The following is a 26,985-nucleotide window of genomic DNA, read 5'->3' as shown; positions in this document are numbered from 1 at the left end:
ATCTTCGGCTGCAGTGGCCTCTTCGCACAAGGCTGCTCCTACACAGGGACGCGGTAGCCTGAGTGATGGTGCTACCCACGTATATCAGCGCCAACCCATAAAAAATCTGCCAAACCAGTTCCCTTTTTCCAATCTCGTTCGGTTAACCCGGCATAGCCCTCCCAACTCACCCTTTCGATCCCAGAGACCAGCATGCCGACGCCCTTCCACCCCGCGCTTCGCCTGGCACTTGCCGCGCCCCTCTCGCTGTGTGCCGCCGCCCCACTGCTGTTGCCCGCCAGCCAGGCCCACGCCGAACAGGCGGCCAGCGCCGAAACCCGCTTCAACATCGCACCCGGCTCGCTCACCAGCGCCCTCAACCAGTTCAGCAGCCAGGCCGGTATCTACCTGGCCGGCAGCAACGAACTGGCCGCCGGCAAGACCAGCCTGGGGCTGCAAGGCCGCTTCAGCGTCACCCAAGGCCTGGCCCGGCTACTACAGGGCAGCGGCCTGCAAGCCGTGCCCCAAGGCAGCGCGGGTTATGTGCTGCAACCGCTTGCCGATGGCACCGCCCTGCAACTGGATGCCACGTCGATCAACGCCGCTACCCTGGTCGCCAGCAATGGCCAGGGCGATAGCGGCTACCGTGCCGTCGCCAGTGCCACCGCCAGCAAAACCAGCAGCGCCTTGGCCGACACCCCGCGCTCGGTCTCGGTGGTAACCCGCCAGCGCATGGATGACCAGCAATCGCAAACCCTCACCGAGGTGCTGGGCTATGTACCAGGTATTTTCTCACCGCCGTTTGCCGGCGGTGATGGCCAAGCGGGTGACCTGTTCTTCATCCGTGGCTTCAACGCCACCGACTATGGCTATGGCCTGCTGCGCGATGGCTTGCGGGTGCAGGGCAACCGGTATGACACCAGCAGCGAGCCCTACGGCCTGGAGCGGGTGGAAGTGTTCCGCGGCCCGACTTCGATCCTGTATGGCGAAAACGCCCCGGGTGGTGTGGTCAACCTGGTCAGCAAACGGCCTACTGCCGACGCGCGGGGCGAAGTGCAACTGAGCTACGGCTCGCACAACCGCCGCCAGTTGGGCGTCGACGTTTCCGGCCCGCTGACCGATGAGGGCAATGTCCTTGGCCGCCTGGTGATGATGGGCCGCAAGGCCGACACCCAAGTCGACCATCAGCCCGACGACCGCATGTACATCGCGCCGTCGCTGACGTTTAACTTCGACGACTTCAACAGCCTGACCGTGCTGGCCACCTACCAGCGCGACCGCACCTTGATGGAACTCGGTTACCCGGCCGCCGGCACCCTGTTGCACAACCCCAACGGCAAGATCGACAAGGACCAACTGTCCGGCAACCCGGACTGGGACAACTTCGAGCGGGAAACCTGGAGCCTGGGCTACGAGTTCAGCCACCGCTTCAACGACACCTGGCAGTTCCGCCAGAACTCGCGCTACATGCAGTCGCGCATCGATCGCCAGGAAATGTGGCCAGGCAACCTGAACAACGGCGGCTTCGGCACCACCCTGAGCAACACGGCCTACGACCGCTACAACAAGTCCATCGCCTACTCGCTGGACAACCAGTTCGAAGGCCATTTCACCAGCGGCGCGTTCGACCACACCTTCCTGATCGGAGCAAGCCTGGACCGCACGTCGTTCAACCAGGATTGGGACGCGGGCAATGGCGGCACCATCAATGTGTTCGACCCGGCCTGGAACGGCAAGCCAAGCACGCCCCTGCATGTGCAGAACGCCTTGCTCGACCAGACCATGTACGGCCTCTACAGCCAGCTGCAAACCAAGGTGGACAACTGGGTGCTGCTGTTGGGCGGGCGCCTGGACCGGGTCAACAGCCAGTTCCGCAACAAAGCCGGCACCCTTAACGCACAAGCCGACATGAACAGTTGGGACAGCAAGTTCACCTGGCAGACCGGGGTGATGTACCAGTTCGAAAACGGCCTGTCGCCGTACTTCAGCTACTCCACCGCCTTTGCCCCGACCCAACAGACCGAAAGCAAGAGCGGCCCGCTGGACCCGACCACCAGCGAGCAGTACGAATTGGGTATCAAGTACGAGCCCAAAGGCTGGAACACCGCCTTCACCGCATCGGTGTACGACCTGCGCAAGAAGGACGATGTGCTGTTCGATTCCGCCGTGGGTGACTACCGCCAGATCGGTGCCAGCCGGGCCAAGGGCGTGGAGCTGGAACTTAACAGCGACCTGAGCGAAAACCTCAACCTCACCGCTGCCTACACCTACACCGATTCGCGCATTACCAAGGACGTGGCCGGGTCGCTGTATGAAGACCACCAGATGACCGGCGTGCCACGCAACCAGGCGTCGGTGTGGAGCACGTATCGCTTCCGTGAAGGCCTGCTCAAAGGCTTGCAGATCGGTGGCGGCGTGCGCCACTTCGACAGTACCTTCGCCTATACCCCGGCAAGCCTGTACGGCAAGCTGGATACCGGTGACGTGACGCTGGTGGATGCCAAGGTGGGCTATGAAATCGACGAAAACTGGTCGGTTGAAGTCAACGCCCGCAACCTGTTCGACAAAGAGTATGTGGCAGGCTGCAACAACGCCGGCCGTTGCTACTGGGGTGAAGAGCGCACGCTGCTGGGAACCGTGTCGCTGCGCTGGTAAGTTGCCACAAACAAAAGCCCCCGGCCATTTACATGACCGGGGGCCTTGGATCACGTCGCAAGCGTCGCGATCAGGGTACCGCCAAGATTACTGCTGCTGAGGCAGTTTATCGATCGGGCCGCAGCCACCGATGATCTTGGAGATGGAAACCGAAGGGTGGAACAGGTAGTCGTAAGTGCAGTTTTTCGGTTGGTTGTAAACTTGGCCAGTGCAACCCGACAGCAGGGCAACACCCGAAACAACGGCAACGGCTACGGTGGCCTTGAACAGCTTTTTCATACTAAGTCCTTTAAATGAATCATCTTCGACCATCGTCTGATGGCCGCGGGATGATACAGACTCCACCCATTGGATCCAAGTCGTACCTGGCACAAGTTCGTTGCAATTGTGCAACAACAGGTTGAAAAGCGCGCCTTTGGCGACGATAGTTCAGGGCACTGCCTTCGTCATGCCCAACAGGAACTCACCATGCTCGGCGTCACCGACTACGGCGCATTCGTCATCGCCTTCATCATTCTTCTGGCCATCCCCGGCCCGGGCAATTTTGCCTTGATCACCGCCACCGGCAAGGGCGGTATCAAGGCTGGCCTGGCCGCGACACTTGGGGTGATCGTGGGTGACCAGGTGCTGCTGTGGCTGGCGGTAGCCGGCGTCGCCACCCTGCTGGCCACCTACCCCACCGCCTTCCACATGGTGCAATGGGCCGGTGCTGCGTACCTGGCGTACCTGGGCCTGCGCATGCTCCTGAGCAAACCCGGTGGTGCTGCCCACACCTGCCGCATGGACAACGGCCAGTACCTGCGCCAGACCATGATGATCACCCTGCTCAACCCCAAGGCGATCATGTTCTACATGGCGTTTTTCCCACTGTTCGTCGACCCGGTGAAGCACCAGGGGCTGGTGACGTTCGGCTTCATGGCTGCGACGGTGGCGGTGGTGACCTTCGCGTATGGGCTGATTGCCGTGGTGCTGACGCACCAGTTGGCAGAACGCATGCGCGCCAACCCACGAATCAGCAACCTGTTCGAGCGGCTGGCGGGGGCTTGTCTGGTAGGGTTTGGTATCAAGTTGGCGGCGATGCGCTGAGCAAGGCCACGGCACAGTTTGTGGGTCAACTCTGGCGACGCATGAACTCTGCAAAAAGCGGTACGGTGAAATCCAGCACACCATGATCGGTGCTGTAGGCCATGCCTTTGGCGATGACCTTGGCTCTTATGGGGCCAAGTGACGATTGGGTTCGGCCCATGGCCTTGGCGATATCACCTACCGCATAAGGCCCATCGCCAAGCTCCGACATGGCTCTGACGAAAAGCACTTCGCTGGGTGTCAACTGGTCGATACGCACCCTGAAGAAACCTGCATCCAGCAACGCCAGGGTTTCCGAGTAGGATTGAACGACATCATCCAGCGATATCTCTGGCCCCTCGGCACAGTTCCACGCCGTGGACGCCCACTCTTGCAAAAAGAACGGATAGCCCTTGGTACGCACGACAATCTCTTGCAAGGCGGCCTCTGCAATGGATGCCTCCTCGTCCAGGATCGGCTTGAGCACGGCCTTGGCAGCAGCATCGGCATCAAGTGCATTGATTTCCGGATACAGGAACAGCCGCTCTGCATAGGATTTCGCCTGACCTGCCAACCGCGCGACCTGAGGCAGCCCGGCACCCACAAGCAGCACCGGCAGGCCTTCCTGAGACATTTTGTGCATGGAGACAATCAGGGCCCTGAGATCGGCTTCACCCAGGTACTGGACTTCGTCGATCAACAGAATCCAGCCTTTGCCTGCGGCCTGGGCCGCACGCCCGATAACGTTGAACAGGTCTGGCAGGTCGTATTGAAGATTGCCACTGTCCGCAAGGCCGGGCTCTGGCTCTACACCCACTTCCACACCGGCGATATCGATCTTGAAGATGGAGGCAAACCCACGCAGGCCCTTCAGCCCCCGATTTGCAATTTGCTTGGCGGCTTCCACGGTGGACAGAGAGCGCATGACCTTGCGCATTTCCGGGTAAAGAAGGCGCGCAAGGCTTTCCTCTTCCGGCGACTCGACCTTGGAGACCAGCAAGCCCGCTTGCTCTGCAATTTTCCCGACTTCGTTCAAGAGCACCGTTTTGCCAGTCCCTCTCAAGCCAAGCAGCATCATGGAGCGCGCGCTGCGCCCGTTGATAGCCCGCCCACACGAAACGCGCGCGTGCTCAAGCACCCCATCGCGGCCTGCAAGCTCAGGCGGTCTGCTGCCGGCGCCGGGTGCGAAAGGGTTGCGGTACGGGTCCATGGGCTACCTCCAGAGAACGGTTATAGCAATAGATAGCGAAGTCTAGCGATTTTCGCTATCTATGAGTAGATTTCGGTAGCGTTTGCCCTTCGGCGCTGCAAAATAAGCCCCCGTCCTACAACTTGAACTCAGAATTATTCCCTTCCTTGTAGGGCGTTTCCCAAACATACTGGCAACCCGCTCAAACTGTTGCGACGGATCCGGTCGCGCTCTAGTCTCGGCTTGTCGTTGCAAAATCAACGGCCGGCTTTGACAGGCCGACGATTTCCCGCACACGTGCACTGTTTATGGCGGCTGTACGTGGGGCACCGTCGTGTGCGCCGAGTTACTCCGGGATCCTCGGTCTGTCAACCCATGTACAGCTGCCACCCTCTTGTTTGACAGCAAGCTTGCGGCAGCTCCAATGATCCTGGAGATGTGTATGCGCAAGATGGTCCCTGATCCACCCTACTCCCTCGATTCCACCCAAGCCCTGCAAGACACCCTGGTCCAGTCCTCAGAGTACGTACTCTGTGCCCTGTCCGTCGCCCGCCAGTCCGTGCAACTCAAGCCTACCGCCCACAGCTCGATTGTGATGCAGGCCGTGATCCATGAAATGGAGGCGGTCCAGAGCCTGGTCGAGTCGGCATTGATGCAATTGCAGATGCGGCCGCATTTACCCACTGAGCCGTACACCTTGCACTAGCAGGCCAGGCCTCTTCGCGGCTAAAGCCGCTCCCACAGGGTTATCTCCGCCCTCAGGCACTGCACAGCACCTGTGGGAGCGGGTTCACCCGCGAAGAGGCCAGCCCAGGCAACCCAGAACCCAGGGAAACAAATCAATGCCCACCGACAACACACAAGAACCCACCACCGTCGGCAAGACCTGCTTCTACCAAGGCGAAAACAACACCCACCCGCTGTTCCGCATCGAACCCGGCATCCCCTGCCAGGACGCCCGCGAACAGGCCTCCGAACTGATGGGCTACGTGCGCGACCTGATCATCACCGGCCTGATGGACGGCGACCAGAAACTGATCTGGGCCTCGCACTACCTGAGTGCGATGGCCAAGGCGCTGCTGGATGATGCTGAATTGGGGATGATGAAAAAATAAGGCACAACGACGATGCATCTGGAAGCGCAGAGTATCCAGGGGTTTCATCTATCGCGACTCGCCGCAAACAGACTCCAAAGCGCTCGACTGGCGACAACATCCGAGTAGGACTGCAAAAAAACGGATCAGCACAGAGCCATTAAGCGCGCCAAGCAAATCCTTGATGTTATACGAGGTAAACAACGATGAGCGACACATTCACCGCCGAAGACATGCCCATCCTTGAGCTCGATTTGAGCAATACCAAGCGCTTCGAGGCCTCCCGGTTTCTGAACAGCCCCGAAACCATCGCGGCTTTTCTGGCGGAGGCAATGAAGGCTAACGACGCGCAAACTCTGATGCATGCCTTGGGGGAAGTGGCAAAAGCCAAGGGCGTGAATCAGTTTGCGCAAGACGCAGGCGTGAATCGTGAGTCCCTTTACAAAACGTTGAAGGGCGGCGATAAAACTCGTTTCACTACTATTCAAAAGCTCATGCTTGCCTTGGGTGTAGAGCTCACTGTCAGACCGCTCAAGAAGCTCCCCGCTTCCTCATAGGCTCGCCTCGCGCAATTGGGGCTGCTGACTTCAAACCATTTAGCGACGCACAACGAAAAAGCCCCTGAAAGCTTTCGCTTCCAGGGGCTTTCTCTTGTATGGCGGAGAGATAGGGATTTGAACCCTAGGTACTGTTGCCAGTACAACGGATTTCGAATCCGTCCCGTTCGACCACTCCGGCATCTCTCCAATGCCGCGCATCATACCAGCGTTCTTTTAAAACGCAAACCTTTTTTTAAAAAAAGTCGCGTGGTATCAGGCGCTTGCGTGAACGCGCCGCTTACAGCGGCACGCCCAGGCGCTTGGCAACTTCTTCGTAGGCTTCGATCACGTCGCCCAGGCCCTGGCGGAAGCGGTCCTTGTCCATCTTCTTGCGGGTTTCTTTGTCCCACAGGCGGCAGCCGTCCGGGCTGAACTCGTCGCCCAGCACGATCTGGCCGTGGAATACGCCGAACTCCAGCTTGAAGTCGACCAGCAGCAGGCCAGCGTCATCGAACAATTTGGTCAGCACCTCGTTGACCTTCAGCGACAGCTTTTTCATTTCGACCAGCTGCTCAGCGGTGCCCCAGCCGAACGCGACAACGTGGGATTCGTTGATGAAGGGGTCGCCCTTCTCGTCGTTCTTCAGGAACAGTTCGAAGGTGGACGGCTCCAGCTTGATGCCCTCCTCCACGCCCAGGCGCTTGACCAGGCTGCCGGCAGCGTAGTTACGCACTACGCATTCGACCGGGATCATGTCCAGCTTCTTCACCAGGCACTCGTTGTCGCCCAGCAGCTTGTCGAACTGGGTCGGCACGCCGGCTTCTTCCAGTTTTTGCATGATGAAGGCGTTGAACTTGTTGTTCACCGTGCCTTTGCGGTCGAGTTGTTCGATGCGCTTGCCGTCGAACGCCGAAGTGTCGTTACGGAACAGCAGGATCAAGCGGTCGGCGTCGTCGGTCTTGTAAACCGATTTGGCCTTGCCGCGGTAGAGTTCGTCGCGTTTTTCCATGATTGGGCTCCGCTTGCTTGAGGTGTTGGGCTAGGCGATTTCGCGCCAGTCGAGCCCGTGTTCCTGATTCGCCACCTGGAGCCAGTCCGGGTCGCACCCTAGGGTGTCGACGAAGCACTGGCGGGCCAAGTGTGGCAGGTTGTTCTTGCTGCTGAGGTGGGCCAGCACCAGGTGTTGCAGGTTGCTCCAGCCCAACTCGTGCACCAGGCGCGCGGCCTGGTGATTGTTCAAATGCCCTTGCATGCCACCTACCCGCTGCTTCAGGAAGACCGGGTAGTGACCACGTGCGAGCAGGTCGCGGCAGTGGTTGGCCTCGATCAGCAGTGCATCCAGGCCCTGGTAACGCTCCAGCAACAACGCGTCGTACGAGCCCAGGTCGGTCAGCATGCCGAAGCGCCGCTGGCCGTCGCTGATCACGTATTGCAGCGGCTCGTAGGCGTCGTGCTCTACCCGCGCTGCGGTCACTTCCAGGCTGCCGATACGCAGGCTTTGGCCACACGCGAGAAAACCGGCCACCTCCACCGGCTTGCGCATGCCGCGCAAGGTCCCTTGGCTGAGGTAGACCGGTACATTGTAGCGCCGTGACAGCAAGCCGACCCCATGCACGTGGTCGGCATGTTCGTGGGTGACCAGTACCGCGCTGAGCTGGGCCGCTGAAACGCCGAGCAGCGTCAGGCGCCGCTCGGTTTCGCGCAGGGAAAAGCCGCAATCAACCAGGATGAACGTGTCACCACTGGCGATCAGCGTGCCGTTCCCTTGGCTGCCGCTTCCGAGTACCGCGAAGCGCACTTAGCCCAGGTGGTCCTGAATGGCGCTCAGCACGCGGCGGGCGACATCGGCCGGAGCCACGGTGTTGATGTTTTTCTCGACCGTGACCTGCACGCTCTCACCCACCTTGCTCAGGCGAACCTGATAGCGCTCGGCACGGGCTTCACGCTCTTCCTTGGTCGGCTCGCTGCCGAACATGCGGCCGAAGAAGCCAGGCTGGTTCTGCTTGTCGTCAGGCTTTTCCGACAGGTTGATGTAGTACAGGCCCAGGCTGCGGTTGATGTCTTCGACACGCCATTCGCCACCCTGCTCCAGGGCACGGCCCACGCCAGACCAGGCGCGGTCCAGGTCGGAGCCCAGGTACAGCACCGGGTTACCGCTGCCGTCTTCGCTCAGGCTGACGCGGCTTGGCGCGTCGAAATCGCGCGCGGCCAACAGCGACACCGAACCGCCCTTCTCGGCGCTGCGGTTCATGCTGGCAAGCATTTCGTCGACCAGCAGGGCATCGGCGCCGGTGTTGCTGGACGTGGACGGGAACCCTGGCTCGGCAGTGCTGCCGGCCGGGCGCTCGACGCTGACCACGTACACCTCGGAGGTGTTGCGCTGCACGCCAGGCTCCATGCGCACACGGACGCGCACTTCGCTGTCACCGCTGCTGGCGGTGCTGGCCAGGCGCTGACCAAGCGATGCCGACAGTTCGTCGAAACGCTGCCAGGTGGTGTTGAACTCACCGGTCTGCGGGCGCTCTTCAGCAATGCGGAAGCCGTTGTCCTCGAAGAACTGGCGGGCTACTGGCCATACCTCGGCAGGCGAATGCTGGGCCAGTACCCAACGGCTGCTGCCGCTGCGCTGCAGGCTGTAGTCGGTTACCTGGGCGGCGCCACCGGTCAACGGCTGCGGACGCGGCACTTCGAACTCGCCAGCGACGTTGTCGTCAGCGACGTTACGCGGGATCGGCAGCAGCGGGTCAAGGCGTTTGACGTTGCTAGCGTCCGGCGGCAGTTGCATCGGCGCGGTCGGGTGCGCCTGCAGGTAATCGCTGCCGCGGTCGCGGAAATAGCCATCCTCGCCCCACAGCCAGCCACACCCACTGGTGCTGGAGATAATCAGGGCAAGGGCGGAAAGACCAGCCAATCGCTTCATGCGGTGTACTTCCTCTTAAACCAGTACGCCGGACTGGCGCAAGGCAGTACGGACTTTTTCGTGGCAGCCTTCGCTCAGCCAGGTCAGTGGCAAGCGAATACCTTTTTGCATCAAGCCCATTTCGACGAGCGCCCATTTCACCGGGATCGGGTTGGCTTCGCAGAACAGGTCTTTGTGCAGCGGCATGAGTTTTTCGTTGATCGCGCGGGCCTTCTCGGCATCGCCCGCAAGGGCGGCCTCGCACAGATCGGCCATTTCGCGCGGGGCGACGTTGGCAGTAACAGAGATGTTGCCCTTGCCGCCCATCAGGATCAGCTCGACGGCAGTCGGGTCATCGCCGGACAGAACGATGAAGTCCTTGCTGACGCCATCGAGGATGGCCTTGGCGCGGACCAGGTCGCCGGTGGCTTCCTTGATGCCGATGATGTTCGGCACGGTCGACAGGCGGATCACGGTCTCGGCCTGCATGTCGCAGGAGGTGCGGCCGGGTACGTTGTAGAGGATCTGCGGAATGTCGACGGCTTCGGCAATGTGCTTGAAGTGCTGGTACAGGCCTTCTTGCGTCGGCTTGTTGTAGTACGGCACCACCAGCAGGCAGGCGTCGGCACCGGCGCTCTTGGCGTTCTGGGTCAGGTGCACGGCTTCGGCAGTGGAGTTGGCGCCGGTGCCAGCGATGACCGGTACGCTGCGGCTGCTGCGCTTGACGCGCTCGACCACGTGCTTGATGACCAGGATGTGCTCTTCGACATCCAGCGTGGCGGACTCACCGGTGGTGCCGACGGCGACGATCGCATGGGTGCCGTTTTCCAGGTGGAAGTCTACAAGTTTGTCGAGGCTGCCCCAGTCAACACGCCCTTGTGCATCCATGGGTGTGACCAATGCCACCATACTGCCCGCAATCATGTAACTGCTCCTGCCGGAAAAAGAGAGCGGTAATGGTACTGGGGGCATCGACCTTGCACAAGCGAAGCAGGCGGGCGGAGCATTCCCCTCGGCGCCTTATTTCGCTACCCTTGACCCTTTGATCGGTGCAGCGCGGCCCGCCGGGCCGTCGACCTTGCTCCCCGCCAGCGTCCAAGACCTCGCATGCGAGCCCCGGGCCCTGCCGACAGGAGGCTTTTGACCGTCCTGCACCGACCGCTCATCGCTTTAGGAATGCTGCATGTCCACCCCCACCACTGTCCGCGAACAATTCCTTGTCATCAGTGCCCTGGGACCTAATCCCATGGAGCTGGCCAACGTCCTCAGCCGCGCCGCCTTCGAAAACCGCTGCGCGGTGGTCACCTCGCGCCTGAGCCGCCATGGCGAGACCAGCGCCCTGGTGCTGCAGGTGGGCGGCAGCTGGGACGCCCTGGCGCGCCTCGAATCCACCCTGCCGGGCCTGGGCAAGAAGCACGGCCTGACCCTGGACGTGGTGCGCAGCGCCGACCAGGAAGTGCGCCCGCAGGCCCTGCCGTACGTGGCTTATGTCAGCGCCGCCTACCGCCCGGACATCATCAACGAGCTGTGCCAGTTCTTCCTCGATCACCGCGTCGAGCTTGAAGCCATGACCTGCGACACCTACCTGGCGCCGCAGACCGGCAGCAGCATGCTCAACGCCCAATTCACGGTGATCTTGCCGGCCGGCACCCAGATCAGCTGGCTACGTGACCAGTTCCTGGACTTTGCCGACGCCCTGAACCTCGATGCGCTGATCGAGCCTTGGCGTCCACAGAACCCAATGTAAGGAAACCGACCATGGCTGTAGCACTCGACCAACCCGTTGCCGACTTCCAGGCCCAGGCCACCAGCGGGCAAACCGTCAGCCTGGCCGAGCTCAAAGGCCAGCAAGTGGTGATGTACTTCTACCCGAAGGACAGCACGCCGGGCTGCACCACCGAAGGCCAGGGGTTCCGTGACCAGCACGACGCCTTTGCCGCAGCCAACACCGTGGTGTTCGGGGTATCGCGCGATGGCATCAAGTCGCACGAGAACTTCAAGGCCAAGCAAGGCTTCCCGTTCGAGCTGATCAGCGACAAGGACGAGGCCCTGTGCCAGCTGTTTGACGTGATCAAGCTGAAGAAGCTGTACGGCAAGGAATACATGGGCGTTGACCGCAGCACCTTCCTGATCGACAAGAACGGTGTGCTGCGCCAGGAATGGCGTGGGGTGAAGGTGCCGGGGCATGTGGATGCCGTACTGGCTGCTGCCCAGGCCTTGAACAAGGCTTGAGATTGACGGGGGCCGCTTTGCAGCCCATTCGCAGCACAAGGCTGCTCCTACAGGGACTGCGCATGACCTTGTAGGAGCAGCCTTGTGCTGCGAATGGGCCGCAAAGCGGCCTCAGTTGCATCAAAGCAGCGGCGAAACGCTAGGCTCCTGCCGCGGCCAGGCATCCAGCACGGCCTTGATCAGCGTCGCCAGCGGGATAGCGAAGAAGATCCCCCAGAACCCCCACAACCCGCCAAACAACAATACCGCGCAAATGATCGCCACCGGGTGCAGGCTCACCGCCTCGGAGAACAGCAGCGGTACCAGCACGTTGCCATCCAGCGCCTGGATGATCGCGTACACCGTCATCAGGTAGATGAACTGGTCGCCCCAGCCCCACTGGAACAGCGCAATCAGTGTCACCGGCACCGTCACCACCACCGCGCCCACATACGGCACCACCACCGACAGCCCCACCAGTAGCGCCAGCAGCGCGGCGTAGTTGAGCCCCAGGCTGATGAAGGCGATGTAGGTGGCAATGCCGCAGATCAGGATTTCAATGCCCTTGCCGCGAATGTAGTTGGCAATCTGCCGGTTCATCTCGCTGCCCACCCGGTTCAGCAAGGCGCGCTGGGTGGGCAGGTAGCCACTGACCCAACGGCCGATCAGTTCGCGGTCCTTGAGGAAGAAGAACACCAGAATCGGCACCAGCACCAGGTAGATCATGGCGTTGACCAGCAACGGCAGGCTCGAGAGCGAAAAGGTCAACGCCCACTGCCCGAACTTGCCGATTTCCCCGCGCACCGACTCGATGGCGTGCAGCACCTGCTCGTCCGACACCAGGTGCGGGTAGCGCTCGGGCAACAGCAACAGCAACGACTGCCACTTGCCGAGCATGCCCGGCAGCTCATTGAACAGGGTAATCAGCTGGTGCCACAGCAACGGCACCAGCACCAGCATGAACACCGCCAGCGCCCCCATGAACAGGGCAAAGACCAGCATCACTGCCAGCCGGGTCGGTACCCGCAGCCGCTCCAGGGCATTGACCAGCCCCTGCATCAGGAACGCCAGCACCATGCCCGCCAGCACCGGCGCGAGCATGCCGCCCAGGGTGAGCACAGTGGTAAAAGCCAGGAACAGCAGCACCGCCAGCACCACCGCTTCTTCATCGGAGAAGTAGCGGTGCATCCAGTCGCGAAGCACTTTGAACATTGACGATCCTTGGAAAAGACTCAGGCCTTGCGCAGCCAGTAGGTATAGGTGCCGGCCTCAGCCGTTTCCTGCAGCAGGGTATGACCGGCCAGCTTGGCGAAAGTGCGGAAGTCGCGCTGGGAACCTGCGTCGGTGGCGATCACCTTCAGCACGGCGCCGCTGGCCAGGCGATTGAGCTCCATCTTGGCCTTGAGCAGCGGCAAAGGGCAATTCAGCCCGCTGGCGTCCAGTTCGGCGTCGCAGGTCAGGGTGTCACTCATCGCGGGGCTCTCCAAAGGCATTGCCGGGTTGCTGCTTCACAGGGTCGGCTAGGATAGCGCCACTGGTCGCCAACGTGTGAGCCCGCTACAGTAGGTATCTTTGACCGACGCGAGCTTCGTGCATGAATCTACTGCGCCCTACCCTGCTGACGCTGGCCTGCCTGATGGCCCTTCCCGGCCATGCTGACGACCTGCCATCACTGGGTGACGCCAGCTCTGCGATCGTCTCGCCACAACAGGAGCACCAACTGGGCCGTGCCTGGCTGAGCCTGCTGCGTGGCCAGGTCAACCAGTTGAACGACCCGCAGCTCAAGGACTACGTAGAGACTACCGTGTACCGCCTGGCCGAAACCAGCCAGCTGCAGGACCGGCGCCTGGAATTCATCCTGATCGACAGCCGTGAACTCAACGCCTTCGCGGCCCCCGGCGGCATCGTCGGGGTCAACGGCGGCCTGTTCCTCAATGCCCGCACCGAAGGCGAGTACGCCTCGGTGCTGGCGCACGAACTGGCGCACTTGTCGCAACGCCACTTCGCCCGCGGCGTCGAAGCCCAGCAACGCATGCAACTGCCGATGATGGCGGCTTTGCTCGCGGGTATCGTGCTGGCTGCCGGTGGCGCTGGGGATGCGGGTATAGGCATGATTGCCGGCACCCAGGCGGCGGCAATCCAGGAACAGCGGCGTTTCTCGCGGCAGAACGAACAGGAAGCCGACCGCATCGGCATCCAGAACCTTGAAAAGGCCGGTTACGACCCGCGCAACATGCCCACCATGTTCGAACGCCTTGCGCAGCAGTACCGCTACGGCGCCAAGCCGCCGGAATTTCTGCTAACTCACCCGGTGACCGAATCGCGTATCGCTGACACCCGCAACCGTGCCGAGCAGGCGCCCAAGGGCGGTGTCGAGGACAGCCAGCGCTATCAGCTGATTCGCGCGCGCGTGGCCCTGACCTATGAAGAAACACCCGGCCTGGCAGCCAAGCGCTTCCGCTCCCAGCTCGACGAAGACCCGAAACTTGACGCTGCACGCTATGGCCTGGCCCTGGCGCAAATCAAGGGCGGCCAGCTGAACGAAGCACGCGAAAACCTGAAGCCGTTGCTGGCCAAGGCCCCCAACGACATCACCTACAACCTGGCGCAGATCGACCTGGACATCACCAACAACCGCCTTGCCGACGCGCAGCAGCGGGCTGAGCGGATGCAGGCGCTGTACCCGGGCAACTACCCGCTTAAACAGGTGCGTGCCGATCTGCTGGTGAAGCAGAGCAAGCCGGCCGAGGCGGAGAAGATATTGAACGAGTTGATCAAGAGCCGGCCGGATGACCCGGACGTCTGGTACGACATGGCTGAAGTGCGGGGTTTGTCGGGCAATACCATTGGCTTGCACCGGGCTAGAGCCGAGTTCTTCACGTTGGTAGGGGATTTTGACCAGGCGATCCAGCAGCTGGATTACGCCAAGCGCCGGGCGGGCGGCAACTTCCCGCTGGCGTCGCAGATCGACCAGCGCCAGCGCGAGATCCTGGAGCAGCAGCGTATGGTTCGGGAGATGATGGGGCGCTGAGAATCTGGGGGCGCTTTGCGCCCCATTCGCAGCACAAGGCTGCTCCTACAGAGATCGCATTCCCCTGTAGGAGCAGCCTTGTGCTGCGAATGGGCCGCAGAGCGGCCCCAGCATTTTCAGGCGTTACCGGAAAGCTTCAGGCGCGCCGCCTGGGTGAAGTCCAGCATGCGGTTCAGCGGCTTGATCGCCTTGGGCACCAGCGCCGGGTCGACAAAAATCTCGTTGCTGCCATTGCGCAGGCAATCCAGCACCCGCTCCAGGGTGTTCATCGCCATCCACGGGCAATGTGCACAGCTGCGGCATGCAGCGCCGTTGCCGGCGGTGGGGGCTTCGACGAATTCCTTGTCCGGGCACAGCTGCTGCATCTTGTAGAAGATGCCGCGGTCGGTGGCGACGATGAAGGTCTTGTTCGGCAGGGTCTGCGCCGCCTTGATCAACTGGCTGGTGGAGCCCACCGCATCGGCCAACTCGATCACCGCTTCTGGCGATTCAGGGTGCACCAGGATCGCTGCGTCCGGGTACAGCGCCTTCATATCGGCCAGCTGGCGCGACTTGAACTCTTCGTGAACGATGCAGGCACCGTCCCACAGCAGCATGTCGGCACCGGTTTGCTTCTGGATGTAGCGGCCCAGGTGCTGGTCCGGGCCCCAGATGATGGTTTCGCCGTTGTCCATCAGGCTTTCGACGATTTCCAGCGCGCAGCTTGAAGTCACCACCCAGTCGGCACGGGCCTTCACGGCAGCGGAAGTGTTGGCGTACACCACCACAGTGCGCTCAGGGTGCTGGTCGCAGAAGGCTGAGAACTCTTCTACCGGGCAGCCCAGGTCAAGCGAGCAGGTGGCCTCCAGGGTTGGCATCAGCACGCGCTTTTCCGGGGTGAGGATTTTCGCGGTCTCGCCCATGAATCGCACACCGGCCACGATCACCGTTTCGGCCGGGTGATTCTTGCCGAAACGGGCCATTTCCAGCGAGTCGGACACGCAGCCGCCGGTTTCCTCAGCCAGGGCCTGGATGACCGGGTCGCAGTAATAGTGGGCAACCAGCACGGCATTCTGAGCCTTGAGCTCGGCAGCGATGGCCGCACGGTATTCGGCCTCCTGCTCGGCTGTCAGCGGGTTGGGCTGCTTGGCGTCGAGGTGGGCCTGAACCAACAGGCGTTCGGAAATCTGGGTCATGATCGCTGGACCTGCAGGCGCGCGTGCGCGTCAAATCGAGTGTATCACCCGGCCCTGGCAGATCGGCTAAGGGTGCCGGACGGTACGCAGGCCGCCACGGCCCTCTGCGGGCGCGGATTATTATCGGAGGCCGAAGGCTACAGATAATCCAGCGATTACTAAAGTGGTTTTTGTGTTGCCTGTGCTGGCCTCTTCGCGGGCGTGCCCGCGAAAAGGCCGGTACAGGTTCAATCAATCAACCCTGCGGCGACAGTGCTGCCAGGTGCGCTGCCATGAGCATGGCGAACTCTTCCACGGTCATCTTCTTGCCGTTGAAATCAACCATGCCATCGGCATAGTGCAGGCTGCTCACCACATCGTTGCCTTCGACGGTGGCCAGGCCACTCTGCAGCGCCATCATGCCGACCATCTCCCCCGCCTGGCTCGACTGCATGGCAATCGCCTGGGCGTCGGTCTGGCCGTCCAGCAGCGCCTGCAAGGTCGCCAGGTCACCCATCATCGGTTTGGACAGCGACAGCTTGCTCTTCACCTCGGTGATCAGTTGCTTGCTCAACTGGTCCGGCGGCAAGTCGAAACTGGCCGGGGCGGCGAAGTTCATCGACAGGTTGAAACGGCTCTCGCCATTGGCGGTCTTGAACGACAGGTTTTCTATCGCCACCTTGGGCTTGGCGGCCAGCAGTTGCCGCAGATCACCCTGGAACCGGGCCTTCTCTGCGTCGTCCATCTGGATCTGCGGCACAGGCTGACCGGCTGCAGCGGCCGCCTCGAACTCCGGCAGGTGCGCCTGGTACCACTTCGACAATGCCTGCAATGCCGGTGCGTTGACCGAATTGACACTCACCAGCATGTGCGCCTTGCCCACCGCGCGGCCATCCCAGGTGATGTCGCCGACCTTGTACTCCACGCGACCACCCACGACATCCGGGCCGTCCAGGGTTTGCCGGACATTCTGCTCCAGGCCGTTGATCAGCAGCACTTGCTGCTTCGGCCCCAGGGTGACCTTGGTTTCGGCCAGCGCCAGGTCGACATTGCCCACATAGATGGCGTCGTGCGCGGTGGCCTGAAGGTTGCCATCAACCTTCAGGCCTTTAAGTTCGAACGTGGCCGGCGGCTGGTCATCGCGCACAAGTTTCATCACGAAACGGTCGGCCTGGCCGTGGAACTTCGACGCCTTGCCTTCCTTGTCGCCACTGACTTCCAGCTGCATGCCAGAGAAGTCGAGGCTGTTGCCGTCAGCCTCGTCGAGCTTGACCGGCGCCAGCCGGACCTGGCTGACCACACTGCCGCCGTAACCCAGGCTGGTCTGTGCGCTGACCGGGGCCTGCTCGCCTGCAGCGGCGAACCACGCTGCGGTGGCATCGTCCTTCTGCAAGGTGCTGTTGCTGACCGCCATCACCGGCATCAGCTTCAACGCCTTTACCCGCGACCAGGGAAACGGCCCGTGCTCGATCTGGTCGGTTACGCCCACGTCGAAACTCACTACCTCGCCTTCACCCACGTTGATATCGCGGGCCTTGAGCCGGTACTGGGCGGTACTGCTGAAGAAATGCTGCTCCAGCGACACCCGCTCGATGCTCATGCTACCGCCGGTGGTCACCAGGGCCTTCTTGAGCTCGGCATTGCTGCGGACAAGGGCATTGTCCAGCTCGGCAGGCAACTGCTTGCCGGTGTACCAGGCACCAGCGGTGGATGCGACGGCAATGGCAATCGCCAGGCCGGAAAGGATGCCAACTGATTTCTTCATGAATAGAACCGATTGTCCGTAAGGGCTTCTTGGGCGACAAAGGCCACGCAGGGGGCGAAGAGTACCACTGCGACAGAACACGATGACCGGTCCGAAAAGAGAAAACACATTTTTCAGAGGAGTCTGACCCCCTCAAAGCGAGCATCATTCGTTAATTTTTACGAACATTCGAATTGATCAAAACCGCAAAAAACCGCGCAAAAACCGAACAAAAGCCCCTATAAATCGATAAATATTTCAATTTGGTAACATCTTGTCATGTTTAACTTGACACTAACCTACCCATCGTTTTTTATTTTCACCACTTAGCGCGTCTCCCCCCGCGCCTTCCGCCGCTCCTACAAAAAAGGTGAACAACATGGAGCCCACCCGCTCGCCCTTGCCGCATGCGCAATACACCGTGCCCGCCGTTTACGCCCAGGAGCCATGCCAGCATGCAGCCTGATCACAGCGCTTCCGGCAACGGCCAACTCCGCAAAACCCTGCGCCTCTGGCACGTGATCATCATCGGCCTGGCCTACCTGACCCCGATGACCGTGTTCGACACCTTCGGCATCGTCAGCGGGATCACCGCCGGCCATGTGCCCAGCGCCTACATCCTGGCGCTGGCGGGCATCCTGTTCACCGCCGTGAGCTACGGCACCCTGGTAAAGCGCTTTCCGCAGTCGGGCTCGGCGTACACCTACACCCAACGCGCGATCAACCCGCATGTGGGCTTCCTGGTCGGCTGGTCGTCGCTGCTGGATTACCTGCTGCTGCCAATGGTCAACGCGCTGCTGGCCAAGTTGTACCTCTCGGCCATGTTCCCCGAAGTACCGGAGTGGATATGGGTGGTCGGCTTCGTCAGCCTGATCAGCCTGATCAACATGCGCAGCGTAAACCTGGTGGCGCACTTCAACCTGCTGTTCGTGGGCGTGCAGGTGGCGATCATCGCCGTGTTCATCTACCTGTGCGTGCGCGGCCTGGGCCAGGGTGAAGGGCTGGGCACCACCTGGAGCCTGCTGCCGTTCGCCGACAACCAGACGCACCTGAGTGCATTGGCTGCCGGTGCGACCATCCTGTGCTTCTCGTTCCTGGGCTTCGACGCGGTCACCTGCCTGTCCGAAGAAACCCGCGACCCGGCCAAGACCATCCCGCGGGCGATCTTCCTCACCGCGCTGATCGGTGGCGTGGTGTTCATCACCGTATCGTATTTCATCCAGGCCTACTTTCCGACCATGGCGCGCTTCCACGACCAGGAAGCGGCCCTGCCGGAAATCGCCCTGTACGTTGGCGGCAAGCTGTTCCAGTCGATTTTCATCGCCTGCACGGTGATCAACACCATTGCGTCGGGCCTGGCCTCCCAGACCAGCGTGTCGCGCCTGCTGTACGTGATGGGCCGCGACAACGTGATCCCGGCCAGCCTCTTTGCCCGCCTGCACTCGCGCTACAAGACGCCGGTGCTGAACATTGCCGTGGTGGGGCTGGTTGCGCTGTCGGCGATCTTCTTCGACCTGGTCACCGCCACCTCCATCATCAACTTCGGTGCGCTGGTTGCGTTCAGCTTCGTCAACCTGTCCGTGATCAATCACTGCTACCTGCGCGAAGGCAACCGCCGGGGCCTGGCCAACCAGCTGAAGTACCTGGTGCTGCCGACCATAGGCTTCTGCATCATCGTCTCGCTGTGGCTGGACCTGAACGCGCATTCGCTGATGTTCGGCGGCATCTGGGCGGCGGTCGGATTGATCTACCTGGGTTGGCTGACCAAAGCCTTCCGGTCGGCACCGCCCAACTACGTCGCCGAATGAACCACGCTGCCTACAACGCCCGCGCCTGACCGCGGGCGTTGTACTTGATCGAAAAGGAAAGCCCTCATGCCGCTGCGTCGCCTCTCCATCCAGTGGAAGATCACCCTGCTCGCCGGCCTGTGCCTGCTGGCCATCGTCGCCCTGCTGGTGGCCACGTCACTGACCCAGGCGCAGCGTAGCGCTGCCCTGGTCAACCAGGCCAACACCGCCATGCTCGACAGCAGCGCGCGCCAGCGCCTGCAGGCCCATGCCGAAACCCAGGCCCTGCGGGTGCAGCGCTACTTCATGGACGCCTACCAGTACGGCAATGGCTTTGCCCGCCTGGTGCAGGTGCTCAAGGCCCGAGGCGGCAGCGACCTGCGGGCCGAGCTGACACGCCAGGCCCGCGCCAGCCTGGCCGGCAACCCAGATGTGATCGGCCTGTACCTGGTGTTCCAGCCCAACGCGCTGGACCAGCAGGACAGCCAGCACCTCGGCCAGGACGCCATGGGCAGCAATGAACGGGGGCGTTTCTCGATGTACTGGTCGCAGCCTCGCCCCGGCACCCTGGAACTTGAAGCCATGCCGGAAGCGATGCTCGGCGATGCCAGCATCGGCAGCAACGGTGCGGCCAAGAACCGCTGGCTGACCTGCCCGCAGGACACCGCCCGTGCCTGCATGCTCGAACCGTACCTCGACGAGGTCAATGGCCGCCAGGTGCTGATGACCAGCATTGCCCTGCCGCTGCTGGAGCATGGCAAGGTGGTCGGCGTGGTCGGCCTGGACATCGGCCTGGCCAACCTGCAGCAACTGAGCCTGGACGGCCGCCGCGAGCTGTTTGATGGCCAGGGCCATGTCAGCATCGCCAGCGCAGCCGGCCTGCTGGCAGGCAACAGCCGCGATGCCAGCGCGCTCGGCAATCCCATGGACAATACGGTGGCCGACGGCCTGCTGCGCGTAGCCCACCCCTTCGCCCCCATCCCTGACGCCGCGCCTTGGCAGGTGTTGCTGGAGCTGCCAGAAAGCGTGCTGCAGGCACCCGCCGTGGCCCTCAACCAGCGCCTGGATGCGCACAACCAGAATGCCAACCTCACCAGCCTGCTGATCGGCCTTGGCGCCGCCATCGCAGGTTTGCTGCTGGTGTGGCTGACCGCACGCGGCGTTACCCGGCCAATCCTGGCCGTCGCCGCACGCCTGCAAGACATCGCCAGCGGTGAAGGCGACCTCACGCGCCGCCTGGACTACGCCCGCCAGGACGAACTGGGCCAGCTCACCCACTGGTTCAACCGCTTCCTCGACAAGCTGCAGCCGGTCATTGCCCAGGTCAAAGGCTCGCTGCAGGAGGCCCGCGGCACCGCCGACCAGTCGGCCGCCATCGCCAGCCAGACCAGCAATGGCATGCAGCAGCAGCACCGTGAAATCGAACAAGTAGCCACGGCAGCCAACGAGATGAGCGCCACTGCCCTGGATGTCGCCCACAACGCATCGCAAGCAGCCCAGGCCGCACGTGCCGCCGACCAGGCCAGCCGCGAAGGCCTGCAACTGATCGACAGCACCCGCGAGGGCATCGATCGCCTGGCTGCCGGCATGAACACGGCCATGGACGAGGCGCGAGCACTCGAAGGCCGCAGCGGCCAGATCGGTTCGGTGCTGGAGGTGATCCGCGCCATTGCCGAGCAGACCAACCTGCTGGCACTCAATGCCGCCATCGAAGCCGCCCGCGCGGGCGAAGCCGGGCGTGGTTTTGCCGTGGTCGCCGATGAGGTGCGCGGCCTGGCGCAGCGCACGCAGGTGTCGGTGGAGGAAATTCGCCAGGTCATCGAAGGCCTTCAGCAAGGCACCCAGGACGTGGTGGGGGCCATGCATGCAGGCCAACGCCAGGCCCAGGATAGTGCGGCACGCATGGAGCAGGCATTACCGGCATTGCAGCGTATTGGCGAGGCCGTGGCGGTGATCAGCGACATGAACTTGCAGATTGCCTCGGCGGCGGAAGAGCAGAGCGCGGTGGCCGAGGAAGTGAACCGTAACGTGGCCGGCATTCGAGATGTGACAGAATCGCTGGCCGGGCAGGCCGATGAATCAGCACGCATCAGCCAAGCCCTGAACCGGCTGGCCAACCAGCAGCAGGCGCTGATGGAGCAGTTTCGCGTTTAGCCTGTCGGGGCCTCTTCGCGGGCACGCCCGCTCCCACAGGTTCGGCGTAACCCTAAGGGGCTGTGCAGTTCCTGTGGGAGCGGGCGTGCCCGCGAAGAGGCCCTGACAGGCACCGCACCATTGTTATTCTTGAGCACAACTTATGCCTAATCCAACCCGATCCACCTTCTTCGACATCACCAGCGAACAGGGCCTGTTACGTACCTCGATTGCCGTCACCCTGTTCATCGCCACCATCGGTATCGCCTTCGGCCTGGCTTCCGGGTCGTTCTCCATCGTCTTCGACGGCGTGTACTCGTTGGTCGACGCCAGCATGAGCGGCCTGTCGCTTGTAGTGGTCAAGCTGATCACCTCGCACACCACCAGCGTGCAAATGTCGCGCAAGCTGCGCGAGCGCTTCACCATGGGCTTCTGGCACCTGGAACCGATGGTGCTGGCACTCAACGGCATCCTGCTAAGCGGTGTGGCCATCTACGCGCTGATAAACGCCGTCAGCAGCCTGCTCGAAGGCGGCCGCCACCTGGAGTTCGGCATTGCCATGGTCTATGCGGTACTGACCGTGATCACCTGCGTGACCATCGCCGTCGTCGAAGCCCGCGCCAATCGCAAGCTGAAGTCAGACTTTGTGCGCATGGACGTCAAGGGCTGGGTGATGTCGGCCAGCATCACTGCCGCGCTGTTGATCGCCTTCTGCTTTGGTTACGCGGTGCAAGGCACGTCGTTGGAGTGGGTGTCGCCGTACATCGACCCGGCGGTACTGGCGCTGGTGTGCCTGGTGATCATTCCGCTGCCGCTGTCGGTGGTGCGCCAGGCGCTATCTGAAATCTTTCTGGTTACCCCCGGCGACCTCAAGCTGCACGTCGATGAAGTGGCCAAGGCCTTCGTCGCCCGCCACGGGCTGCAGTCGTACCGCGCCTATGTCGCCAAGGTTGGGCGCTCACGGGAGATCGAGCTGTATTTCATCGTGCCAAAGACAATGGCCGCGAAGACCATCGATGAATGGGATACGTGGCGCAACGAGATTGGTGATGCGGTAGGCGGCGAAGGGCCGGACCGCTGGCTGACGGTGGTGTTCACCGGCGACCCGGAGTGGGCTGAGTAAGCTGGGGCCGCAAAGCGGCCCCAGGATCCCGAAAACGAAAAAGCCCGCGACCATTTCTGGTAGCGGGCTTTGACATACTGCGTATGGTGGGTCGTGTAGGATTCGAACCTACGACCAATTGGTTAAAAGCCAACTGCTCTACCAACTGAGCTAACGACCCGATTGATGGCGCGTATAATACTGATTTCTAACGAGAAATCAATACCCCATCAAGGTTTTTTCAAGCATACCGGGTCGGGTCTGCTACACCGGCCGCCTTGAAGCCGTCGGCGCGCAGGCGGCAGCTGTCACATTTTCCGCAAGCGCGGCCATCATCGTCGGCTTGGTAGCAGGAAACGGTCAGGCTGTAATCCACGCCGCGGGCCATACCAGCCTGCACGATCTGCGCCTTGCTCATGTTCTGCAGCGGCGCCTGAATACGGAAGCCCTGCCCTTCTACACCGGCCTTGGTTGCCAGGTTGGCCATGCGCTCGAAGGCTTCGACGAACTCGGGGCGGCAATCGGGGTAACCGGAGTAATCCACGGCATTGACGCCGATGAAGATGTCACGCGCCTCCAGCACTTCTGCCCAGCCCAGGGCCAGCGACAGGAACACGGTATTACGCGCCGGCACGTAGGTGACCGGGATGCCTTCGCTCGGGGCTTCCGGCACTTCGATGCTGCTGTCGGTCAACGCCGAACCACCGATACCGTCCAGGTTCAGGCCGATGACCTTGTGCTCGACCACGCCCAGGTCCCGGGCGACACGGGCAGCAGCATTCAGCTCGGCCCGGTGGCGCTGGCCATAGTCGAAGCTCATGGTGTAGCAGCTGTAGCCTTCGGCCTTGGCCATGGCTACGACGGTGGCCGAATCGAGGCCGCCAGACAGCAGGATTACCGCGCGTTTCTCAGTCATGTGCTTTTTACTCTCAATCAACGTCCGGGTTCGTCGTTCCACAGCAGCTTGTGCAACTGCAGCTGGAAACGTACAGGCAGGTTGTCGGCGACGATCCAGTCGGCCAGGTCGCTGGCACTCACCTGGTGGTGGCTCGGCGAGAACAACACCTCACCGGCACGCTCAGCCAGGTTGTACTGGATCAGCTTGGAAACCGCCCAGTCATAGTCCTCACGGGAACAGATGACAAACTTGACCTGGTCGTTGCGGGTCAGCTGCTCGATGTTCTCGTAACGGTTACGGTGCGATTCTTCGGAACCCGGGGTCTTCAGGTCGACAACGCGGCTGACGCGGGTGTCGGTGCCCGCGATATCCAGCGCACCACTGGTTTCCAGCGACACCTCGTAACCGGCATCACACAGGCGCTGTAGCAACGGCAAGGCGTTGGGCTGAGCCAGTGGCTCGCCACCAGTGACACAAACGTAGCGGGGCTTGAAGCCGGCAACCTGCTCAAGGATCGAATCCAGGGTACGAATAGTGCCGCCAGTGAAGGCATAGGCACTGTCGCAGTACTGGCAGCGCAGGGGGCAGCCGGTAAGGCGCACGAATACGGTGGGCAAGCCAGCCGTTCGCGTTTCACCCTGCAAAGAGTAAAAGACTTCTGTGATGCGTAATGTGTCTTGCATGCTCGCCACGGGCGTGACAGCTAAACAGGCTGTCCGCCTCCGTCAGGCACTGTCGCGGACTCGACATGGCGTTATCCGCAGCAGCGTGTTTACGAAAAAAGGGCAGTGATTCTAACGAAAAAACCCGCGACTGGCGCGGGTTTCTTTCGAGCGGTACAGCTACAGGGCTCAGAGCTTCTGCAAGTCACGCTGGGCCAGTTGCGCGGCGGAGGTGCCGGGGTACTGGGTGATGACCTGCTGCAGGATGCCCTTGACCTTGTCGGTATGGCCCATGCGGCGCTCGACGTCGGCCAGTTTGTAGAGCGAATCCGGCACTTTGCTGTGCTTGGGATACTTTTGGCTGACCTGGGCGAAGGCCTGACTGGCACCCGGCAGATCGCCTTTGGCCAGGTTCACTTCACCCAGCCAGTACTGCGCGTTGCCGGCGTACTGACTGTTGGGGTACTTGCGCAGGAAGGCATTGAACGCCTGGCTGGCCTTGTCAAAGTCTTTCTGTTTGATCAGGTCGAAAGCAGCATCGTAGTAGAGCTTCTCTTTCGCTGGATCGCCGGGCTCGCTACTGGCGGCCGGTTGTTGCGCAGCAGCACCAGCTGCTGCATCTGGGGCGGCATTTGAAGCACCACCACCGGAGGAATTGTCAGGGGTCGCGGCAGGTGCAGCGCCACTGTTGATGCGACGGTCCAGGTCCTGGTATCGCTCCAGGTTTTCCTGCTTCATGCGCGACACATCGTTCTGCAGCTCTTCGATGATGCCTTGCTGGCGGGAAAGCTGGTCCTGCATCTGTTGCAGCTGCATGAACAGCTGGCCTTGTGCAGAGGCAGGGGCCGAAGCCCCTGACCCGGCATAGGCGCCGCTCGTGCCATAACCCACAGGCGGATAGCTGCCTGCGTTGTCATCTACTACAGGGACCTCAGCCCAGGCCGCGAGCGGCAGGCTGAGTGCGAGGACGGTTACTACACGGCGGCACATACGCATAAGAACTTACTTACGCAGTTCTACGCGACGGTTCTGAGCCCAGGATTGCTCGTCGTTGCCAGTGGCAACAGGACGCTCTTCACCGTAGGAGACCAGTTCCAGCTGAGCAGGGGAAACGCCCTGCAGAACCAGGTAACGCTGAACGGCCTTGGCACGACGCTCACCCAGAGCCATGTTGTACTCGCGAGTGCCGCGCTCGTCGGTGTTGCCTTCCAGGACAACGCGGTTGCCGTTGGACTTCAGGTCCTTGGCGTGAACGTCCAGAGCGCGCATGGCTTCTGGCTTCAGGTCCGAGCTGTCGTATTCGAAGTAGAAGGTGGTGATTGCGCGCAGGGCGGCTTCTTCGCTCAGGGAACCGTCAACAGCGCCAGTGTTGGCACCGTAGCCAGCGTTCGGATCTACAGCAGCGCCTTCGCCTGCGTTGTCACCGCCCTTCGAGGAGCAACCTACTGCTACGGCCATGGCCAGAGCCAGCGCAGCGAATTTACCAAACTTCAGCATTTCCATCGTGAAACTCCTAATGAAACCCCAGTGTGTTAAGCAAAACGTATTACGCCGCAATCAGTTCAGGTAAGGGGACCAGGACGGTTCTCTGACTTCGCCTTGAGCGGTAGGAAGTGGGAGCCTCACGCGGCCATTAAGCGACACGAGCATCAAGACTCCCCGGCCCTGCTGGCGGGTGGCGTAGATTAGCATGGTGCCGTTTGGCGCAACAGTGGGAGACTCATCAAGACTTGTTTCCGAGAGAATCTTTACACTTCCGCGCTGCAAGTCCTGTGCCGCCACTTTGAAGTTGGTAAAGCCCTGTTGGCGATGGATCATCACCAGAGTCTTTTCGTCAGCGGACAGTTTCGGGTTGGCGTTGTAGTTGCCCACGAAGGTTACGCGCTCGGCACCACCACCACTGACCGACTGTTTGTAGATCTGCGGTTTGCCGCCACGGTCGGAGGTGAAGTAAAGGGTATTGCCATCTTTACCCCAGAACGGCTCGGTGTTGATACCTGGGCCTGCGGTAACTCGGCTGATCTGGCGCGACGCCACGTTCATCACATAGATGTCCGGGTTGCCGTCTTTCGACAGTACGAACGCCAGGCGCGAACCGTCCGGCGACCAGGCTGGCGCGCCGTTCAGGCCTTCGAAGTTGGTCACCTGCTCGCGGCGGCCGGTATCGATGTTCTGAATGAAGATGCGCGGGCGTCTCTGCTCGAACGACACATAGGCGATACGCTTGCCATCTGGCGCAAAGCGTGGCGACAGGATCGGCTCACGCGATTGCAGCAGGGTGACCGCACGCGCACCGTCGTAGTCCGAACGTTGCAGGGTATAGCGGGTGTTGTTGGTGGAGAAACGCTCGGCCGTCACGTACAGCATGCGGGTAGAGAACGCACCCTTGATGCCGGTCAGCTTCTCGAACGACTGGTCGGCAATGTAGTGCGCCATGTCACGCAGCTGGTCGGTGCTGCCCGCGACGCTGCCGGTCAGCACTTGCTGCTCGGTGGCGACGTTGAACAGGGCGTACTGCACCTGCAGGCGACCGCCCGATGGCACGATGCTGCCGACCATCACGTACTGGGCACCCAGCGCTTTCCAGTCACGGAAGATGACTTCGCTGGCCTGCGATGGCTGGCTGATCATGTTCTGCCGTGGAATCGGCGAGTAGTAGCCGGAGTTGCGCAGGTCGTTGCCAATGATGTCGGCAATGTCCTCGGGCAGCACGCTACCACCTTGCAGACCGAACGGCACTACCGCGATGGGCGTCGCCCGATCGCTGCCGCTGGTGACCAGGATGTTCTTTTCCTCTGCCACGACCATGCCTGCCACGCAGCACAGCATGACCAGCAGTCCTC

At 61.7% G+C, this 26,985-nt stretch carries 26 protein-coding genes and 2 tRNA genes; 11 read left to right on the top strand and 17 right to left on the bottom strand.

Going from position 1 to position 26,985, the window contains the following annotated elements:
* Nucleotides 1-192 precede the first annotated feature (192 nt).
* Nucleotides 193-2,634 carry a TonB-dependent siderophore receptor gene (locus ACN6NG_RS05645; protein WP_474313170.1) on the top strand — a complete coding sequence of 814 codons (2,442 nt, stop codon included), beginning with the start codon at nt 193-195 and terminating at the stop codon, nt 2,632-2,634.
* Between the two features lie 87 nt (nt 2,635-2,721).
* Here the strand turns inward: ACN6NG_RS05645 and ACN6NG_RS05640 are convergent, their stop codons facing one another.
* Nucleotides 2,722-2,913 (bottom strand): YhfL family protein, encoded by a 192-nt coding sequence (locus ACN6NG_RS05640; protein ID WP_003254720.1) that lies wholly within the window; start codon nt 2,911-2,913, stop codon nt 2,722-2,724.
* A 189-nt stretch (nt 2,914-3,102) separates the two neighbouring features.
* Between ACN6NG_RS05640 and ACN6NG_RS05635 the strand changes: the two genes are divergently transcribed.
* A complete protein-coding gene (locus ACN6NG_RS05635; RefSeq protein ID WP_063427408.1) occupies nt 3,103-3,720 on the top strand; it encodes a LysE family transporter in 618 nt (205 codons plus the stop codon).
* Between the two features lie 25 nt (nt 3,721-3,745).
* Here the strand turns inward: ACN6NG_RS05635 and ACN6NG_RS05630 are convergent, their stop codons facing one another.
* Complete coding sequence (locus tag ACN6NG_RS05630) at nt 3,746-4,909, bottom strand: ATP-binding protein (RefSeq protein ID WP_353455867.1); 1,164 nt, start codon at nt 4,907-4,909, stop codon at nt 3,746-3,748.
* A gap of 421 nt (nt 4,910-5,330) precedes the next feature.
* On the opposite strand from ACN6NG_RS05630, the gene ACN6NG_RS05625 reads away from it, so the two are divergent.
* The 3 genes from ACN6NG_RS05625 (at nt 5,331) to ACN6NG_RS05615 (ending at nt 6,539) form a co-directional block, all read left to right on the top strand.
* On the top strand, nt 5,331-5,594 hold the full coding sequence (locus tag ACN6NG_RS05625) for a hypothetical protein (RefSeq protein ID WP_060519572.1): 264 nt from the start codon (nt 5,331-5,333) through the stop codon (nt 5,592-5,594).
* Between the two features lie 136 nt (nt 5,595-5,730).
* Nucleotides 5,731-6,003 carry a DUF3077 domain-containing protein gene (locus ACN6NG_RS05620; RefSeq protein ID WP_060519570.1) on the top strand — a complete coding sequence of 91 codons (273 nt, stop codon included), beginning with the start codon at nt 5,731-5,733 and terminating at the stop codon, nt 6,001-6,003.
* A 185-nt stretch (nt 6,004-6,188) separates the two neighbouring features.
* Nucleotides 6,189-6,539 carry an addiction module antidote protein gene (locus ACN6NG_RS05615; RefSeq protein ID WP_019472417.1) on the top strand — a complete coding sequence of 117 codons (351 nt, stop codon included), beginning with the start codon at nt 6,189-6,191 and terminating at the stop codon, nt 6,537-6,539.
* A gap of 99 nt (nt 6,540-6,638) precedes the next feature.
* Here ACN6NG_RS05615 and ACN6NG_RS05610 read toward each other — a convergent pair.
* The 5 genes from ACN6NG_RS05610 to dapA form a co-directional block, all read right to left on the bottom strand.
* Nucleotides 6,639-6,728 (bottom strand) — tRNA-Ser (locus tag ACN6NG_RS05610).
* A 91-nt stretch (nt 6,729-6,819) separates the two neighbouring features.
* Nucleotides 6,820-7,530 (bottom strand): phosphoribosylaminoimidazolesuccinocarboxamide synthase, encoded by a 711-nt coding sequence (purC, locus tag ACN6NG_RS05605; RefSeq protein WP_016498342.1) that lies wholly within the window; start codon nt 7,528-7,530, stop codon nt 6,820-6,822.
* A 30-nt stretch (nt 7,531-7,560) separates the two neighbouring features.
* Nucleotides 7,561-8,319: an MBL fold metallo-hydrolase gene (locus ACN6NG_RS05600; RefSeq protein WP_474313166.1), complete on the bottom strand. Its 759-nt coding sequence runs from the start codon at nt 8,317-8,319 to the stop codon at nt 7,561-7,563.
* The gene (bamC, locus tag ACN6NG_RS05595; RefSeq protein WP_016498341.1) at nt 8,320-9,441 is read right to left on the bottom strand and encodes an outer membrane protein assembly factor BamC; all 1,122 of its coding nucleotides are present in this window, start codon (nt 9,439-9,441) and stop codon (nt 8,320-8,322) included. It lies immediately after the preceding gene.
* Between the two features lie 15 nt (nt 9,442-9,456).
* Nucleotides 9,457-10,344, bottom strand: coding sequence for a 4-hydroxy-tetrahydrodipicolinate synthase (gene dapA, locus ACN6NG_RS05590; RefSeq protein ID WP_016498340.1), 888 nt, complete (start codon nt 10,342-10,344; stop codon nt 9,457-9,459).
* Between the two features lie 259 nt (nt 10,345-10,603).
* On the opposite strand from dapA, the gene ACN6NG_RS05585 reads away from it, so the two are divergent.
* Together ACN6NG_RS05585 and ACN6NG_RS05580 are read left to right on the top strand one after the other, a co-directional pair.
* On the top strand, nt 10,604-11,167 hold the full coding sequence (locus ACN6NG_RS05585) for a glycine cleavage system transcriptional repressor (protein WP_016488638.1): 564 nt from the start codon (nt 10,604-10,606) through the stop codon (nt 11,165-11,167).
* Nucleotides 11,168-11,178: 11 nt separating this feature from the next.
* Nucleotides 11,179-11,652 (top strand): peroxiredoxin, encoded by a 474-nt coding sequence (locus ACN6NG_RS05580; protein ID WP_197898984.1) that lies wholly within the window; start codon nt 11,179-11,181, stop codon nt 11,650-11,652.
* A 120-nt stretch (nt 11,653-11,772) separates the two neighbouring features.
* Here the strand turns inward: ACN6NG_RS05580 and ACN6NG_RS05575 are convergent, their stop codons facing one another.
* The gene (locus ACN6NG_RS05575) at nt 11,773-12,843 is read right to left on the bottom strand and encodes an AI-2E family transporter (protein ID WP_474313163.1); all 1,071 of its coding nucleotides are present in this window, start codon (nt 12,841-12,843) and stop codon (nt 11,773-11,775) included.
* A 20-nt stretch (nt 12,844-12,863) separates the two neighbouring features.
* Nucleotides 12,864-13,103 carry a sulfurtransferase TusA family protein gene (locus ACN6NG_RS05570; RefSeq protein WP_016498337.1) on the bottom strand — a complete coding sequence of 80 codons (240 nt, stop codon included), beginning with the start codon at nt 13,101-13,103 and terminating at the stop codon, nt 12,864-12,866.
* 122 nt (nt 13,104-13,225) lie between these two features.
* Here ACN6NG_RS05570 and ACN6NG_RS05565 point away from each other — a divergent pair, with 122 nt between their 5' ends.
* Nucleotides 13,226-14,662: a M48 family metalloprotease gene (locus tag ACN6NG_RS05565; protein ID WP_197898983.1), complete on the top strand. Its 1,437-nt coding sequence runs from the start codon at nt 13,226-13,228 to the stop codon at nt 14,660-14,662.
* A 116-nt stretch (nt 14,663-14,778) separates the two neighbouring features.
* On the opposite strand, the gene nadA is transcribed toward ACN6NG_RS05565, so the two are convergent.
* Nucleotides 14,779-15,837, bottom strand: coding sequence for a quinolinate synthase NadA (gene nadA, locus ACN6NG_RS05560; protein WP_019472564.1), 1,059 nt, complete (start codon nt 15,835-15,837; stop codon nt 14,779-14,781).
* A gap of 235 nt (nt 15,838-16,072) precedes the next feature.
* Nucleotides 16,073-17,581 carry a YdgA family protein gene (locus ACN6NG_RS05555; RefSeq protein ID WP_474313161.1) on the bottom strand — a complete coding sequence of 503 codons (1,509 nt, stop codon included), beginning with the start codon at nt 17,579-17,581 and terminating at the stop codon, nt 16,073-16,075.
* 434 nt (nt 17,582-18,015) lie between these two features.
* Between ACN6NG_RS05555 and ACN6NG_RS05550 the strand changes: the two genes are divergently transcribed.
* The 3 genes from ACN6NG_RS05550 (at nt 18,016) to ACN6NG_RS05540 (ending at nt 22,603) form a co-directional block, all read left to right on the top strand.
* Nucleotides 18,016-19,368: an APC family permease gene (locus ACN6NG_RS05550; protein ID WP_016498333.1), complete on the top strand. Its 1,353-nt coding sequence runs from the start codon at nt 18,016-18,018 to the stop codon at nt 19,366-19,368.
* 66 nt (nt 19,369-19,434) lie between these two features.
* On the top strand, nt 19,435-21,501 hold the full coding sequence (gene mcpU / locus ACN6NG_RS05545) for a methyl-accepting chemotaxis protein McpU (protein WP_063427430.1): 2,067 nt from the start codon (nt 19,435-19,437) through the stop codon (nt 21,499-21,501).
* A gap of 142 nt (nt 21,502-21,643) precedes the next feature.
* Nucleotides 21,644-22,603: a cation diffusion facilitator family transporter gene (locus ACN6NG_RS05540; RefSeq protein ID WP_016498331.1), complete on the top strand. Its 960-nt coding sequence runs from the start codon at nt 21,644-21,646 to the stop codon at nt 22,601-22,603.
* Nucleotides 22,604-22,687: 84 nt separating this feature from the next.
* On the opposite strand, the gene ACN6NG_RS05535 is transcribed toward ACN6NG_RS05540, so the two are convergent.
* The 6 genes from ACN6NG_RS05535 to tolB form a co-directional block, all read right to left on the bottom strand.
* Nucleotides 22,688-22,763 (bottom strand) — tRNA-Lys (locus ACN6NG_RS05535).
* A 60-nt stretch (nt 22,764-22,823) separates the two neighbouring features.
* The gene (gene queC / locus ACN6NG_RS05530; protein ID WP_353455870.1) at nt 22,824-23,498 is read right to left on the bottom strand and encodes a 7-cyano-7-deazaguanine synthase QueC; all 675 of its coding nucleotides are present in this window, start codon (nt 23,496-23,498) and stop codon (nt 22,824-22,826) included.
* Nucleotides 23,499-23,515: 17 nt separating this feature from the next.
* Nucleotides 23,516-24,163 (bottom strand): 7-carboxy-7-deazaguanine synthase QueE, encoded by a 648-nt coding sequence (queE, locus tag ACN6NG_RS05525; protein ID WP_041167623.1) that lies wholly within the window; start codon nt 24,161-24,163, stop codon nt 23,516-23,518.
* Nucleotides 24,164-24,331: 168 nt separating this feature from the next.
* Entirely contained in the window at nt 24,332-25,138 is an 807-nt protein-coding gene (gene ybgF / locus ACN6NG_RS05520) for a tol-pal system protein YbgF (RefSeq protein ID WP_016498328.1), read from the bottom strand.
* A gap of 6 nt (nt 25,139-25,144) precedes the next feature.
* Nucleotides 25,145-25,645 (bottom strand): peptidoglycan-associated lipoprotein Pal, encoded by a 501-nt coding sequence (pal, locus tag ACN6NG_RS05515; protein WP_012273762.1) that lies wholly within the window; start codon nt 25,643-25,645, stop codon nt 25,145-25,147.
* A 54-nt stretch (nt 25,646-25,699) separates the two neighbouring features.
* Entirely contained in the window at nt 25,700-26,971 is a 1,272-nt protein-coding gene (tolB, locus tag ACN6NG_RS05510) for a Tol-Pal system beta propeller repeat protein TolB (protein WP_063427433.1), read from the bottom strand.
* Between the last annotated feature and the right edge of the window lie 14 nt (nt 26,972-26,985).

The organism is Pseudomonas sp. TSO6 (assembly GCF_056098905.1).
Note: the sequence above shows the minus strand (reverse complement) of the source record. Positions and strands in the feature narration are given on the sequence as shown.

Excerpts from the sequence above, each read along its gene's own strand:
- ACN6NG_RS05575 (WP_474313163.1), bottom strand. The coding sequence starts at position 12,843 with ATGTTCAAAGTGCTTCGCGACTGGATGCACCGCTACTTCTCCGATGAA.
- ACN6NG_RS05565 (WP_197898983.1), top strand. The coding sequence starts at position 13,226 with ATGAATCTACTGCGCCCTACCCTGCTGACGCTGGCCTGCCTGATGGCC.
- ACN6NG_RS05615 (WP_019472417.1), top strand. The coding sequence starts at position 6,189 with ATGAGCGACACATTCACCGCCGAAGACATGCCCATCCTTGAGCTCGAT.
- ACN6NG_RS05645 (WP_474313170.1), top strand. The coding sequence starts at position 193 with ATGCCGACGCCCTTCCACCCCGCGCTTCGCCTGGCACTTGCCGCGCCC.
- ACN6NG_RS05550 (WP_016498333.1), top strand. The coding sequence starts at position 18,016 with ATGCAGCCTGATCACAGCGCTTCCGGCAACGGCCAACTCCGCAAAACC.
- nadA (WP_019472564.1), bottom strand. The coding sequence starts at position 15,837 with ATGACCCAGATTTCCGAACGCCTGTTGGTTCAGGCCCACCTCGACGCC.
- dapA (WP_016498340.1), bottom strand. The coding sequence starts at position 10,344 with ATGATTGCGGGCAGTATGGTGGCATTGGTCACACCCATGGATGCACAA.
- ACN6NG_RS05635 (WP_063427408.1), top strand. The coding sequence starts at position 3,103 with ATGCTCGGCGTCACCGACTACGGCGCATTCGTCATCGCCTTCATCATT.
- ACN6NG_RS05620 (WP_060519570.1), top strand. The coding sequence starts at position 5,731 with ATGCCCACCGACAACACACAAGAACCCACCACCGTCGGCAAGACCTGC.
- queE (WP_041167623.1), bottom strand. The coding sequence starts at position 24,163 with ATGCAAGACACATTACGCATCACAGAAGTCTTTTACTCTTTGCAGGGT.
- ACN6NG_RS05555 (WP_474313161.1), bottom strand. The coding sequence starts at position 17,581 with ATGAAGAAATCAGTTGGCATCCTTTCCGGCCTGGCGATTGCCATTGCC.
- purC (WP_016498342.1), bottom strand. The coding sequence starts at position 7,530 with ATGGAAAAACGCGACGAACTCTACCGCGGCAAGGCCAAATCGGTTTAC.
- ACN6NG_RS05625 (WP_060519572.1), top strand. The coding sequence starts at position 5,331 with ATGCGCAAGATGGTCCCTGATCCACCCTACTCCCTCGATTCCACCCAA.
- ACN6NG_RS05585 (WP_016488638.1), top strand. The coding sequence starts at position 10,604 with ATGTCCACCCCCACCACTGTCCGCGAACAATTCCTTGTCATCAGTGCC.
- ACN6NG_RS05540 (WP_016498331.1), top strand. The coding sequence starts at position 21,644 with ATGCCTAATCCAACCCGATCCACCTTCTTCGACATCACCAGCGAACAG.
- ACN6NG_RS05630 (WP_353455867.1), bottom strand. The coding sequence starts at position 4,909 with ATGGACCCGTACCGCAACCCTTTCGCACCCGGCGCCGGCAGCAGACCG.
- ACN6NG_RS05640 (WP_003254720.1), bottom strand. The coding sequence starts at position 2,913 with ATGAAAAAGCTGTTCAAGGCCACCGTAGCCGTTGCCGTTGTTTCGGGT.
- bamC (WP_016498341.1), bottom strand. The coding sequence starts at position 9,441 with ATGAAGCGATTGGCTGGTCTTTCCGCCCTTGCCCTGATTATCTCCAGC.
- ACN6NG_RS05570 (WP_016498337.1), bottom strand. The coding sequence starts at position 13,103 with ATGAGTGACACCCTGACCTGCGACGCCGAACTGGACGCCAGCGGGCTG.
- ybgF (WP_016498328.1), bottom strand. The coding sequence starts at position 25,138 with ATGCGTATGTGCCGCCGTGTAGTAACCGTCCTCGCACTCAGCCTGCCG.
- pal (WP_012273762.1), bottom strand. The coding sequence starts at position 25,645 with ATGGAAATGCTGAAGTTTGGTAAATTCGCTGCGCTGGCTCTGGCCATG.
- ACN6NG_RS05580 (WP_197898984.1), top strand. The coding sequence starts at position 11,179 with ATGGCTGTAGCACTCGACCAACCCGTTGCCGACTTCCAGGCCCAGGCC.
- mcpU (WP_063427430.1), top strand. The coding sequence starts at position 19,435 with ATGCCGCTGCGTCGCCTCTCCATCCAGTGGAAGATCACCCTGCTCGCC.
- tolB (WP_063427433.1), bottom strand. The coding sequence starts at position 26,971 with ATGCTGTGCTGCGTGGCAGGCATGGTCGTGGCAGAGGAAAAGAACATC.
- queC (WP_353455870.1), bottom strand. The coding sequence starts at position 23,498 with ATGACTGAGAAACGCGCGGTAATCCTGCTGTCTGGCGGCCTCGATTCG.